The 13,443-nt window shown below is 42.0% G+C and carries 12 protein-coding genes; 7 read left to right on the plus strand and 5 right to left on the minus strand.

Annotated features, from left to right (window positions below):
* From ACKLNX_RS07985 to ggt, 3 genes are all read right to left on the minus strand, one after another.
* The gene (locus ACKLNX_RS07985; RefSeq protein WP_412971932.1) at positions 1–1,398 is read right to left on the minus strand and encodes a cytochrome ubiquinol oxidase subunit I; all 1,398 of its coding nucleotides are present in this window, start codon (positions 1,396–1,398) and stop codon (positions 1–3) included.
* Positions 1,399–1,770: 372 nt separating this feature from the next.
* Entirely contained in the window at positions 1,771–2,202 is a 432-nt protein-coding gene (locus ACKLNX_RS07990) for a DUF2177 family protein (RefSeq protein WP_412971933.1), read from the minus strand.
* A gap of 86 nt (positions 2,203–2,288) precedes the next feature.
* The gene (gene ggt / locus ACKLNX_RS07995) at positions 2,289–3,986 is read right to left on the minus strand and encodes a gamma-glutamyltransferase (protein WP_412971934.1); all 1,698 of its coding nucleotides are present in this window, start codon (positions 3,984–3,986) and stop codon (positions 2,289–2,291) included.
* 159 nt (positions 3,987–4,145) lie between these two features.
* Here ggt and ACKLNX_RS08000 point away from each other — a divergent pair, with 159 nt between their 5' ends.
* From ACKLNX_RS08000 to ACKLNX_RS08025, 6 genes are all read left to right on the plus strand, one after another.
* On the plus strand, positions 4,146–4,685 hold the full coding sequence (locus ACKLNX_RS08000; protein ID WP_412971935.1) for a YgjP-like metallopeptidase domain-containing protein: 540 nt from the start codon (positions 4,146–4,148) through the stop codon (positions 4,683–4,685).
* Positions 4,686–4,698: 13 nt separating this feature from the next.
* Entirely contained in the window at positions 4,699–5,067 is a 369-nt protein-coding gene (locus ACKLNX_RS08005) for a YacL family protein (protein ID WP_412971936.1), read from the plus strand.
* Between the two features lie 30 nt (positions 5,068–5,097).
* Entirely contained in the window at positions 5,098–5,769 is a 672-nt protein-coding gene (locus tag ACKLNX_RS08010; RefSeq protein ID WP_412971937.1) for an RluA family pseudouridine synthase, read from the plus strand.
* Between the two features lie 162 nt (positions 5,770–5,931).
* Positions 5,932–6,699, plus strand: a complete 768-nt coding sequence (locus ACKLNX_RS08015) for an exodeoxyribonuclease III (protein WP_411693354.1) — start codon at positions 5,932–5,934, stop codon at positions 6,697–6,699.
* Positions 6,700–6,772: 73 nt separating this feature from the next.
* Entirely contained in the window at positions 6,773–7,237 is a 465-nt protein-coding gene (locus ACKLNX_RS08020) for a hypothetical protein (RefSeq protein WP_412971938.1), read from the plus strand.
* 60 nt (positions 7,238–7,297) lie between these two features.
* Positions 7,298–7,822, plus strand: a complete 525-nt coding sequence (locus ACKLNX_RS08025) for a YcxB family protein (RefSeq protein ID WP_412971939.1) — start codon at positions 7,298–7,300, stop codon at positions 7,820–7,822.
* Positions 7,823–7,868: 46 nt separating this feature from the next.
* Here ACKLNX_RS08025 and fadA read toward each other — a convergent pair whose 3' ends face one another.
* Together fadA and fadB are read right to left on the minus strand one after the other, a co-directional pair.
* The gene (gene fadA / locus ACKLNX_RS08030) at positions 7,869–9,029 is read right to left on the minus strand and encodes an acetyl-CoA C-acyltransferase FadA (protein ID WP_411693351.1); all 1,161 of its coding nucleotides are present in this window, start codon (positions 9,027–9,029) and stop codon (positions 7,869–7,871) included.
* A 19-nt stretch (positions 9,030–9,048) separates the two neighbouring features.
* Entirely contained in the window at positions 9,049–11,208 is a 2,160-nt protein-coding gene (gene fadB / locus ACKLNX_RS08035; RefSeq protein ID WP_412971940.1) for a fatty acid oxidation complex subunit alpha FadB, read from the minus strand.
* A 241-nt stretch (positions 11,209–11,449) separates the two neighbouring features.
* Between fadB and ACKLNX_RS08040 the strand changes: the two genes are divergently transcribed.
* A complete protein-coding gene (locus tag ACKLNX_RS08040; protein WP_412971941.1) occupies positions 11,450–13,441 on the plus strand; it encodes a transglycosylase SLT domain-containing protein in 1,992 nt (663 codons plus the stop codon).
* Positions 13,442–13,443 lie beyond the last annotated feature (2 nt).

Consider the following 13,443-nt stretch of genomic DNA (forward strand, 5'->3'; position numbering starts at 1 on the left):
TTATTCATCTCCATCAATGGCAACGTGTGCTGCGGAAAAGGGTCTGCTAGGACGTTCTATTTCGTCTGTTTCATGAGGTGCATTTGCTTTCTCCACACCTCCTCTAAATACTTTTAATAAGTAGTAAACGCCGGCACTGAATACAAGGCCATAAACGATGATATAACCAATTAGAGTAAACAATGCCATTCCGCCAGTGAGGGAGGGGGTCAAACCTTGTGCATGAGTCATTTGTTGATAAACCAACCATGGCGACCTACCCACTTCCGTTACTACCCAGCCCGCTAGAACGGCGATGAAGGGACTCAAACTCATTAAACGTAAACCATTCAAAAATACTGGCGACTTATAAATACGGCCTTTATGACGCAATACTAAGCCCCAAACTGCAAATATAATCATGAGTAAACCAAGGCCAACCATTATTCTAAAGGACCAAAATACGATAAATACTGGCGGCTGCTCCTCAATAGGTGCTTGGTCTAAACCAGGAACTTCACCATCCCACTCGTGAGTTAAAACATAACTCGCGAGTTTGGGGATCTTAATTTCGAAGTGATTCGTTTGATTCTCTTGATCTGGAATGGCAAAAAGTAATAGTGGTACGCCAGTAGATGTTTCCCAATTCCCTTCCATGGCGGCCACTTTTACAGGCTGATGCTTCAATGTATTTAAACCATGAAAGTCACCAACAATAGTTTGTGCAGGCGCTAAAACTAACAAGAACCACATTGCGATTGAAAGTGCTTTTTTATTAGCCTCCAACTCTCGTTTCTGAATAATAAACCATGCACTGACACCGGCTACAACGAGTGCCGCAGTAAGGAATGAAGCGAGAGCCATATGCACGAATCGATAAGCAAAAGAGGCGGTAAATAACGCGTCAGCCCAAGACTTTACGTGATACATACCATCTATAAGCTCTAATCCATCTGGTGTTTGCAAAAGAGAGTTGGCTGACAAAATCCAAAATGAAGAGATAAAAGTGCCTGTCGCAACCATGATTGCTGCAAATAAATGAACACCCTGTGGTACTTGGTCTCGTCCGAACAGCAGCACACCGAGGAAAGCGGCTTCCAAGAAGAACGCGGTAATCACTTCGTAACTCAAAACAGGGCCGAGAAAATTAGCCGTCGCGTAAGAAAAGTTACTCCAGTTAGTACCAAATTGGAAGGACATTACAATGCCAGACACAACGCCAATTCCAAATACAACGGCAAACACTTGGATCCAAAACTTAGAAAGTTTCTGCCAAATAGGGTTACCGGTTTTGAAACTTAAGGTTTCAAAACCTGCAATTGTGCTTGCTAAACCGATCGTAAAAACTGGAAATATGGCGTGAAAACAAACAACGAATGCAAATTGAATTCGCGAGAGTACTAAGGGATCTAATTCCATATTGTTACCTATTTCATATAGAGGATTCGAAATTTTAGCTGTACAGTGTTAGAAAATGCTCAGTAAAAATGCGTAGCTAAAAGTTGCTAACAATGACTGTGTTGCAGGAAACGGTCCACTTTTTAGAGGCTCAATAAATTTGTTGAGTATGTTGTTCTGACTATCTGCAAATAGGGGGGATAGAGCCGAGTTAGCAAATGTTCAACTATAAAATGATAGTAATTAGTATTCTAAATTACTAACCCTTCCATTCTATTCATTAAACTATCATTTGCTACAGTGTCAATTTTGGCAGGAAGCATGACAATTTTGGTTTTTTAATAGCTTGTCATCAACTCCTGTTGCAATTTTTTTATGAGTACACGTTTGTACTCACTTATCTTTTCGCATTAATTGAAAAGCAAACCATCCAGACAAAGCACTTGTGCTTGTTAGAAACACTCCCCAAATCCAATCGATCATCATGATTAAAAGGGAAAAGCCTTCCAAGATACTATAATTCGTTAAGTTATAAGCACCGTAACTGGCTAAACCTAGTAAGGCGCCATCAATGCCGGCGTAGTAGAGCGGTTTGTCTCGATTGGGAACAACGGCGAGGATGAATGTGATGCAACCATATAGCAAATAGAATATCAGCCAAGGCCACAAGATAAAATTCTCCCTTAATAGGCCGTTCATTTCTGTTTTATACCAGTCACCAGATATGAGCGTGAACCAGATTAAATCTAATAGTCCTACTGTGAGTAGGATCGCAAATACAGATGCGCAAATACTGCCTAGAAATCGAATGATATTGTCCCGCATGAATGTCGCTCCAAGTTAAGGTGAAAAGTGGCTGAATCTAAATTTGTTACATTGAGCTTGTAATTCTACTTTATATCGCATAGTGCTTAGAATACTAGGGATATCCCCCTCCCATAAGCCTCTGACGCCGCTTCTAGCCCTTGTGGTGTGTCGATGATCACCTGCAAGTCGCCAAACCTTGATTCTCGAAGGGTATAACCCATTGCTTCGAGCTCTGTGATGACTTGTGCATCTAGCCCTGCATGATGACGTATTTCGTTTTTAGGTAATAATTGGTGATGGAAGCGAGGCTTATTTACTACTTCTTCAGCGCGCATTCCAAACTCAAGAGCATTCAAGATTGATAAATATACGGAACTGATTATTGTTGTTCCACCTGGCGCACCAGTCACCATCACGACATCATGGTCTTGCAAAACCATGCTAGGGGCCATTGAAGACAACATGCGTTTTTTTGCTTGAATTTCATTAGCTTGACCACCAACAGCGCCAAAAACATTGGCGACACCTGGTTTAACACTGAAGTCGTCCATTTCATCGTTGAGTATGAAACCTGCGCCCTCTACAATTACGCCGCTTCCAAAAGTGATGTTAATGGTCGTAGTATTGGAAACGGCATTGCCCCATTTATCTAAAATAGAAAAATGCGTAGTTTGCTCTCTCTCTTTCAATCCCGGTTTGATATTCTCAGTGACTGAAATCTGATCTCGCAAAATGCCTTGGCTGCGCATCGCAATATAGTCATCTGAGAGGAGTTCTTTGACAGGAACTGATATAAAGTCTGGATCACCTAAGTACTCCGCACGATCAGCAAAAATTCGTTTTCCTATCTCTGCTAAGAGATGTATGTATGGTGTAGAGTTTGGTTCTAAACTAGTTTGTTTTTCGCTTAACAGATCGTACATTTTTAGCCACTGAAGAATAGCGATTCCCCCAGAGCTTGGCGGTGGTGAAGTCAATATTTCATAGTCACGCCATTTTGCTTTAATCGCTGCGCGGCTCTTTGCTTGATATGAAAGCAAATCTTGCTCGGTGATGAGTCCATTTTCTTTGCGCATAAATTCACTGATGATTTGAGCCGTTTTGCCTTTATAAAAACCGTCTCTCCCTTGATCCCTTATGCGAGTTAGTGTGCTCGCTAGCTCTGGCTGCTTAAATAATTCATTCGCAGTTGCTGCGCCAAAATAGTCATTAAAATTGACATTGATATTACGTTTCTCTAATTTCTTAGCATATCGTGCAATCGACCGTTCTAATTTAGGATGAACAATAAAGCCTTGCTCTGCTAAGGTAACTGCAGGTTGAACTAATTCACTCCACGGCAAGGTGCCATACTTTTCGTGTGCTAACCACATACCGGCAACTGTGCCCGGAACACCGGTAGAAAGGACGCCATAAACGGATTGATTAGGAATAACGTTTCCGTTTTCATCTAAATACATGTCTCTATGAGCTGCTAATGGCGCTTGCTCTCGATAATCAATGAAATCGGCTTTCTTATCCTTATAGACAAGCATGAAACCACCGCCACCAATATTTCCTGCTTCTGGTAAAGTAACCGCCAATACAAACTGAGCCGCGATTGCAGCATCAACTGCATTTCCTCCTTTTTGCAAAATATCTCGGGCTACATCGGCACTATAACTGTCAGGCATCGCGACAGCGGCTTTAGTGGTAGAAGTACTATGCTCAGAATTCAGCTGTTGATTACAGGCAATAAGGGATGTGCATAGGGTTATGATAAGCAAGGTGCGAATTGAGAAAGGCACTTTCCACCCAGACATAGTAGTCACTCCTTGGAAGTAGGTTTTGCTTTGAATCCAAAAGCATAAACACAAAGCGTAAACTATGCAATATAAGCTGGAGTGGCATAAGCAGCTAATGACAGTCTATCGTTAGCGGAGTAAACTAAGGCCTCATTCACAAATATAAATAGTGACAACGTGTCTTCGTTAAAATATTTGGCTTCATATGCTCCTAACCTGCAGCATCAAATTTCACAGTTGTTGGAGCAGGATCGCTTAACAGCTTATTTACTGAAGAAATACCCGACGGTTAATGATGTTCCCAATGACGCAGCCTTGCGCGATTATGTGATGAGCTTAAAAAATCAGTACCTTAAAAAGTCACAGCCTTTGAGTAAGGTTATATTCGATAAGAAAATTCACGTTGTTAATAATGCGCTAGGTTTGCATAGCTTTGTATCGCGAGTTCAAGGCGGCAAATTGAAAAGCAAAAATGAAATTCGTATCAGCACTTTATTTAAGAATGCGCCGATAGAATTTCTAAATATGATTGTGGTGCATGAACTTGCTCATCTGAAGGAGAAGGAGCATAACAAAGCCTTTTATCAGCTTTGTCAGCACATGTTACCCGACTATCATCAAATAGAGTTTGATGTCCGAGTATATCTAACTCATCTTGAAGAAAAAGGCGAAATTTACTCGAACCAGTCTGTTATCGCTCAAAGTGATGACTGTTAACCTTGAGATATTTATGAATTATCAATTTGTGCGTGATCAACAAGGTAAACCCATTGCTCAATTCGATATGGGCAGCGAGATTTTCTCTCATTGGTTTGCAGAAGAGCTGGGAGATGATCAAAGTAAGATTTCCAGCATACTCGAGGCAATTGAGCAATTGCAAAGCAAGGAAATCAAAGAATTTGTTTTGGAAGGAAATGATATTAATTTGTCGCTTGACCCATATGAAGTTGAAGTTAGGTCAAAAATTTTGGACGTTGATGCGCCAATCGAATTGCCCGAAGGCACAGAATTGTATGATCAGGAATCCATATCCGGCTGTGGCTTAGAAGACTTCAGTAATGTACTAAATTCTTGGCAAGAATTCGTTGCAGGGAAGTGATCTCAATATGCACTGTAGATGGAATTGAGCATGAATAGCATCGTAGATGATTTTGTTGCTCCTCCTTGCATGCAAGAAATAGAAGTACTCGTCGAAGAAGAGCATTTTTTATTAATAAACAAGCCCAGCGGTTTGTTGTCGCTTTCAGGTAAAAACCCCTTAAACAATGACTCGGTGCATTATCGATTAATTCAGGAATATCCTACTGCAAGCATGGTACACAGGCTCGATCTGGGTACTTCAGGCATTATGCTGGTGGCATTAAATAAAGCAGCCAATGCCAATTTAGCAAGGCAATTCCAATTACGTACGGTCACCAAAATTTACCAAAGCATATTAAATGGGCATCTTGATGATGAGCGTGGGCAAATAAGCGCAGCCATTGCCAAAGATCCGAAGTTGTTTCCGCGCCTTAAAGTATGTCAAATTAGCGGTAAGCAAGCGCTCACAGACTATCAAGTTATCGAGCGCTCAAATGAACCTAATGCCAGTCGTGTGATGTTTTATCCGAAAACAGGTCGCACGCACCAACTGCGTATTCACAGCCAATATTTAGGGCATCCAATTCTCGGCTGTGATCTCTACGGAACAGCTCAAAGCCATCAAGCTTCAAGTCGACTCTTATTGCATGCAGAGAAGCTAGAGTTTGATCATCCAATAACAGGAACGCGAGTGTACGGAAAATGTGCATGTCCTTTTTGATACATTTTTTCTACTAGGACACACCACTATCACTTGGCATTGACTGTCGATTCTATACAATGCTCACGCGACTATTAATTTGCGAAGCTATTATTTCGCAAAATTTTAAATTCGAGAAACTCGAAAGCACGCTGAATCAAAAGTAATCTTGTGGAGAAATAAATGAAACTAGTATCTTGGAACGTAAATGGTGTTCGCGCTGTAATGAAAAAAGACTTTATGCAGTCTTTTGCATCAATGGATTGCGACGTGCTGTGTTTGCAAGAAACGAAAGCGCAAGATGAACAAGTGATTGAGGCACTATGTGAAGTTGAAGGTTATCATATATTCGCCAATTCAGCGGTGAAGAAGGGATATTCAGGCACGAGTATTATATCTCGAGTTAAGCCCATCGATGTTAGCCGTGATATTGGTATTGAAGAACACGATCAAGAAGGCCGTGTATTGTGTGCAGAGTTTAAAGACTTCTACTTAGTGACTGTGTATACACCGAATTCTGGTAGTGAGTTAAAGCGTTTATCTTATCGCCAGCAATGGGATGCCGACTTTTTGACTTACTTAAAAGAGCTTGAAAAAACAAAACCAGTCGTCGTCTGCGGTGATCTAAACGCCGCACATAAAGACATAGATCTTGCCAGACCAAAGCCGAATTACAATAAAAGCGCAGGTTATACACAAATTGAAATTGATGGTATCGATAACTTAGTAGACGCTGGGTATGTAGACTCGTTCCGTGATGTAAACCCAGACACAGTAAAATATAGTTGGTGGAGTTATCGTGCAGGCGCAAGACAGCGTAATGTAGGATGGAGGATCGATTATTTCATGGTGTCATCTGCATTAAAGCAAAATATAAAAAATGCGGATATATTGAATGATGTGCATGGTTCAGATCATTGCCCTGTGAGTCTTGAGTTAACAATTGATTAAGTGCTTGAATTAGCCCGTAACGAAGAATTTGAACACGCTCATTTGTGAGCGTCTATAAGCCAAAAGGATTTGCATGCAACGGAATAACCTACTCATTACAGCGGGCTGCTTAAGTATCTTGGCAGCCCTTCTTCATATCGCCTGCATATTTGGCGGCCCAGATTGGTATCGGTTTTTTGGTGCCGGTGAGCAAATGGCCCAAATGGCAGCAGATGGAGACACTTACCCAACCATTGCTACATTAGTTATCGCCTCTATTCTCTCTGTATGGGGGCTTTATGCGTTTTCTGGAGCTGGACTCATTGTAAAATTACCATTACTTAAAACTTGTTTGGTACTAATTACAGCGGTTTATCTAATTCGTGGCGTGGCTGGTCTCATACTTCCTTTTCTCACAACAAGCCCTGCAATACATCAAAACTCTATGGCCTTTTGGATGGTAAGTTCTATTGTATGTTGTGTTTATGGTGCTTATTATCTTTTTGGTACGAAGCGCTTGTGGCAAAGTGAAAGTGCTAACAGACAAAAGGAACACTAAGCTAATCGTGCGCGTTTATGTGTGCGTGAACAGGGTGTTGTAATCATAATAGGAGCTTAAATGAACTCAATAGTTAGTTTTAAGATCGATTTAGATTGTTTCAAGGAGTATTCGAAATATGCTTTCAAGCGAGTGTCAGATAAAAAGAGTCAAAAGGGCGCTTTTCTGATCAACTTTGTGATTTGGTTTTTTGCTGTTATTTTTTTCATGTTGACCATTCAATCCTTCACAAACGAAAAGTTTTCAATTGATTGGAGCTCAGCGGCTTTCGGAGCCATACTTCCGTTGATATTCGTCGTCAATTTTGTCTTCAACATGATAAAGCTTCAACGGCAAATGCAACCAAAAGAAGATGGCATTATGCTTGGAGAAAAAACGGTAGAAATATCCGAAGAGGGCATACGAGAAACTCAGACGCTTACGCAGTCTTTCTATTCTTGGGCTTGTGTAGAATCGGTGGAAGAAAACAAAGGTGACCTATACCTTTTTTTGGACAATACCCTTGCATTGATCATTCCTAAAACTGCTTTTTCGTCGGTTAAAGAAAAAGAAGAATTTAGAGAACTTATTGGAAAATATACATAAAAAAAGGGACACCATAAATGGCGTCCCTTAGTCATTATACTAGCGATTAAACGCGTTCGAAAATAGTCGCGATACCTTGGCCCAAGCCAATGCACATAGTTGCTAAACCAATTTCTTTGTCGTTAGCTTCCATCAAGTTAATTAGCGTTGTAGAAATACGTGAACCAGAGCAACCTAGAGGGTGACCTAAAGCAATAGCACCACCATTTAAGTTAACTTTATCTTCGTATTCATCCATCCAACCTAAGCGCTTGATACAAGACAATGCTTGGGCTGCGAAAGCTTCATTGAATTCTGCTAATTGAATGTCTTCCATCGTCATCCCAGCACGTTTCAGCGCTTTTTGTGTAGCAGGAACAGGACCAAAGCCCATTATTGCCGCATCACAACCAGCTACTGCCATTGCGCGGATCTTCGCTCGTGGTGTTAAGCCGAGCTCTTTTGCGCGGTCAGCGGACATGATTAACATTGCCGATGCACCGTCAGAGAGGGCTGATGACGTACCTGCTGTGACTGTTCCATTTACTGGATCAAATACGGGTCTTAAGCCAGCAAGTCCCTCTACGGTAGTTTCAGGGCGAATTACTTCATCATGCTCAATGAGTTTCAACACGCCATTTGCATCATGGCCTTCGATAGGAACTATTTCGTTCCAACGACCTTCAACAGTTGCTTTGTGAGCGCGCTGGTGTGAGCGAGCGGCAAACGCATCTTGCATTTCACGAGTAATACCGTTTTGACGACCAAGCAATTCAGCTGTCATTCCCATACTTCCTGATGCGCGAGCGGCATGCTTTGCAATACCAGGATGGAAGTCGAGATTGAAATCCATAGGCACATGACCCATGTGTTCCACACCACCAATCATGTATATATCACCGCGGCCTGACATAATGCCAGACGCCGCATCATGCAAGGCTTGCATAGATGAGCCACATAGGCGGTTAACAGTAACAGCCGCTGTGCTTCTTGGGATTGACGTTAATAGCTGAGCATTGCGAGCAATATTGAAGCCTTGCTCTTTGGTTTGCTGAACACAGCCCCAAATAATATCTTCAATTTCAGCTGGGTTAACACCTGGGTTGCGCTCAACGAGTTTCGTCATTAAGTGCGCAGACAATGTTTCGGCACGCACATTTCTAAATACGCCACCTTTGGAACGTCCCATCGGGGTACGAATACAATCGATAACTACGACATCTTTCATTTTTATCTCCTCTGGTGACTTAGGCTGATTGTGAGAAATAAGATTTTCCAGAAGCCGCCATTTCGCGCACGCCATCTGAAATTTGATAAATTGGACCTAGGCTTGCATATTTGTCTGCTAATTCGACAAAGTTTGCGAGACCCATGGTTTCAATGTAACGGAAAATACCACCTCTGAATGGAGGGAAGCCTAAACCGAAGAGTAAAGCCATATCCGCTTCTGCAGCACTAGCAACAATGCCTTCCTCTAAACAGCGAATCGCTTCGTTAGCCATTGGGATCATAACGCGAGCAATAATTTCTTCTTTATCGAATACTTTATTAGCTGCAACATGACCTTCAAATAAAGCGTAAGCTTCATCAGATGCTGTCTTAGTTGGGCGACCACGTTTATCAACAGAGAAGTCGTAGAAACCTTTACCGTTCTTCTGGCCATAGCGACCGGCTTTGTAAAGCAAAGTAACCGGATCATTATCGATTTTCTGCATACGCTCTGGAATGCCATCAGACATAACACTAGACGCATGGTCCGCGGTATCCATACCTACAACATCAAGTAAGAATGCAGGGCCCATTGGCCAACCGAATACTTTTTCCATTACTTTATCAACGGCAGTAAAATCTGCGCCGTCAATGATTAGCTGACTGAAGCCTGCAAAGTAAGGGAATAAAACACGGTTAACTAAGAAACCTGGGCAATCGTTAACAACAATTGGGGTTTTACCCATTTTCAAGGTTGAAGCAACTACCGCACTAATAGTCTCGTCCGACGTTTTCTCGCCACGAATGATTTCAACCAAAGGCATTTTATGTACAGGGTTGAAGAAGTGCATGCCGCAGAAACGTTCTGGGTGATTTAAGCTTTTCGCCAATTGGTTAATTGAAATAGTTGACGTGTTTGAACAAATAATTGCGTCTTCAGCAACGGTTTTTTCAGTATCCGCGAGCACAGAGGCCTTAATTTTTGGGTTCTCAACTACCGCTTCAATAATCAAGTCCGCATCTGCAATGGCATTTTGGTCAAGAGTTGGAACGATATTGTTGAGTGTCGACGCCATTTTCTTAGCATCGACTTTTCCGCGCTGCATGCCTTTTTCAAGTATGCCTGCTGCTGTTTTTAAACCAAGGTCCAATGCGCCTTGGTTAATGTCTTTCATGATCGTTTTGATGCCTTTAACCGCACCTTGGTAAGCGATACCGCCACCCATGATACCAGCACCTAACACAGCGTGTTGCTTCACTTCTTTGCTTGCGCCTTTAGCTACTTTCTTGCCTTTCGACTTCACCAGTTGATCAGCTAAGAAAATACCGACTTGTGCTTTGCAAGCATCGGTTTTTGCAAGAACTACAAAGCCTTCATTTTCAACTTTTAGAGCACCATCACGGTCAAGAGCAGCCGCTTTGTTAACTGTTTCTACCATTTTATGAGGAGCCGGGTAATGTTTGCCCGCTTGTGCAGCAACCATGGCTGCTGCAGTAGAGAAACTCATCATGGCTTCATTTTCATTTAGCATTAGTGGCGCTTTCTTTTGAGCTCTGCGAGCTTGCCAATCTAGTTTGCCTGCTATGGCATCCTTCAGCATGCTGCGACCTGCTTCGTGCAAATCTTCAGGTGCAACTACCGCGTCAATAGCGCCTTCTTGCATAGCTTTTGCACCAGGACGATCGCGTCCCGTTGTCATCCACTCGAGCGCGTTATCAGCACCAATGATGCGAGGAAGACGAACTGTGCCACCAAAACCTGGCATTAAGCCTAATTTAACTTCAGGTAAACCAATTCTAGCTGTTGTATCTGCAACACGGATATCGCCTGCTAATGCCATTTCACAGCCACCGCCTAACGCGAAACCATTCACGGCAACGACGGTAGGAACTGCTAAATCTTCGAAACGGTCAAACACTTGTGAAGTTTTTGCAACCCACGTTAAGATATCTGCCTCGTTCATATCAAATAATGCTGTAAATTCCGTAATGTCAGCACCTACAATAAAGGTACTTTTTGCTGAACGGACTAATACGCCTTTTACATCACTTGAGGCAGCGATGGCTGCTGTGGCTTGGTCGAGTTCTTCAACAGTTTGTCTGTCGAATTTATTGACTGAACCTTGTGCATCAAACACAAGTTCAGCGATAGAGTCGTCTGTCAGTGCAACTGAAAGACTCTTGCCTTCAAAGATCATTATATTCTCCTGTGACATTTACAAAACGCTTGATAGAAATTGTTAAGATTGCCCACCATTTTCCGATAGGTGTTTTATACTATTGTTGAACCATATACTGAATAATATGTTACTAATTAACATAGAACAAAATGCTAGGTAATCAACATGGATACGAATACTACGTTTTCAAGTACTCATTGTACCAGTTATTTTTTTCTTTGTTTAAGCTAATTAACTTCTAAACTTGATGGGAGCCGCATTGTTAAAGGCTAAAGTACTTATTTCCGCTATTGTTTTGATATTCACTATTTCTCTCTCGAATAGTGCTCTCTCCTTTGAAAACCAATCTTTCGAAGAAAAATTGGAAAGCCAACGCGCCGAATTTTTAAGAATCGAAAAGCAAGCATGGTACACAAGTGACGAAGATTTTGCGGAACTCGTTATTAACTTGGGCGATTACCCGTTAAGACCTTATCTCATAGAAACTAAAATCCTTAACGGCTTAACGACAAAGAAAGCGGAACAAGTAAGCGCTTTTCTTAGCGAATATGAAGGCACACCATCAGAGCGTCGGATTTTAAGACCTTGGTTACGCTACTTGGCTAAGAAAAACCGCAAAAAGTTATTTTTAGAATTCTATCGAGAAGTTGGCGACATTAAATTAACTTGCCGGTTTTTGCGCTATCAGCTTGAAGATGGAGTGAGTAAAGAAGAGTTATATCCAAAAATTGCTGACTTATGGAATGTGAGCAAATCACAACCTAAAGATTGTGATCCTCTTTTTAAAAAGTGGAAAGCAGACGGTCAGTTAACTGAGGATTTAATCCTGCAACGCATCGCAAAAGCGGCCAACGGTGGACAACACACCATTATTTCGTACTTACGAACGCTGTTGCCAGACGAGAAAAAATATCTTTCAGACCTATGGCACAAAACAAGAAAGTCCCCTCGAACGGTAAAGCGCTTGAGCAAGTTCATAGGCAATTATCCGGAAATAGAAACGGAAATAATTAAGTATGGTTTAGGCCGTTTAATTTGGCGAGATAAAAACGGGGCGATCCAAACATGGCAAAAGGCACAGAAAAAATTCACATTTACTGAAGAACAACGTGCATATGTCGCTAACAAATTCGCCGTGAGCTTGGCGATAGCAAAGCACGAAGATGCTGAAACATGGCTAATTGAGTCCGAATCTTTAGAATTAGACCCAGAAGTTTTGCGTTGGCATTTAGCCATTTTGTTGAATGACAAAAATTGGTCGAGCATCATTAATTTGATTGAAAAAGCGTCACCAACGCTAACGAATGCCAACGAATATCAATATTGGCTTGCTCGCAGCTATGATGCATTGAACAACAAGCAAAAAGCGCAGGATTTATATCAGCAATTAGCTGGCGAGCGTCATTACTACGGATTTCTTGCCAGTGCTAGGCTAGGGCAGTCATTTAATTTTCAAAACCAGCCACTGGAAATTGAAAGCGCAGTAATGCATCGTATTGAACAACTACCTAGCGCCAAACGTGCATACGAATTGAAAGAGCTTGGTCGTTTTCATGAAGCCAGAGTGGAATGGCGCTTTCTGCAAAGTCAGTTAACGGAGCACGAGGTACTGGCCTCGGCAGTCCTAGCGGGGCAATGGGGATGGCACGACCAAGCCATATTTACATTCGCCAATTCAGGTTACTTAAACGATGTATCGCGCCGCTTTCCAATGGCTTACTCTGATATTTTAACCAAAGAAGCTGAGCGCAATAAAATTGATCCTGAGTGGGCGTTTGCCATCGCGCGCAGAGAAAGTTCATTTATGAGTGATGCAGTGTCATCTGCAAAAGCCTTTGGATTAATGCAAGTTTTGCCCTCAACCGCTAGATACTTAGAAAATAAACGAGTGTCGAATCGCTCTTTGATGAACCCAAATACTAACGCCAAATTAGGCAGTAAATATCTGCGCTACTTGATGGATAAAGTGGATAACAATATGGTTTTGGCAACCGCTTCCTACAACGCGGGCTGGAGTCGAGTAAAAGGCTGGTTGCCCAATAGCGAAACCGTTGGCGCAGACTTGTGGGTAGAAACAATCCCATATAAGGAAACGCGAAATTACGTTAAAGCAGTGATGGCATACAAGCAAATATATCAACATCAGTTGTCTGAAATGAATTTGCCGCAAAGCCCTAAATTAATCGAGGAGTCTGTGTTTGGAGAGTTAGTGCAAATGCAGATCCCAACTAGCATCGCCGATGATACTTAGCT

It is taken from the genome of Glaciecola sp. MF2-115, from assembly GCF_047250385.1.
Taxonomy (GTDB): domain Bacteria; phylum Pseudomonadota; class Gammaproteobacteria; order Enterobacterales; family Alteromonadaceae; genus Glaciecola.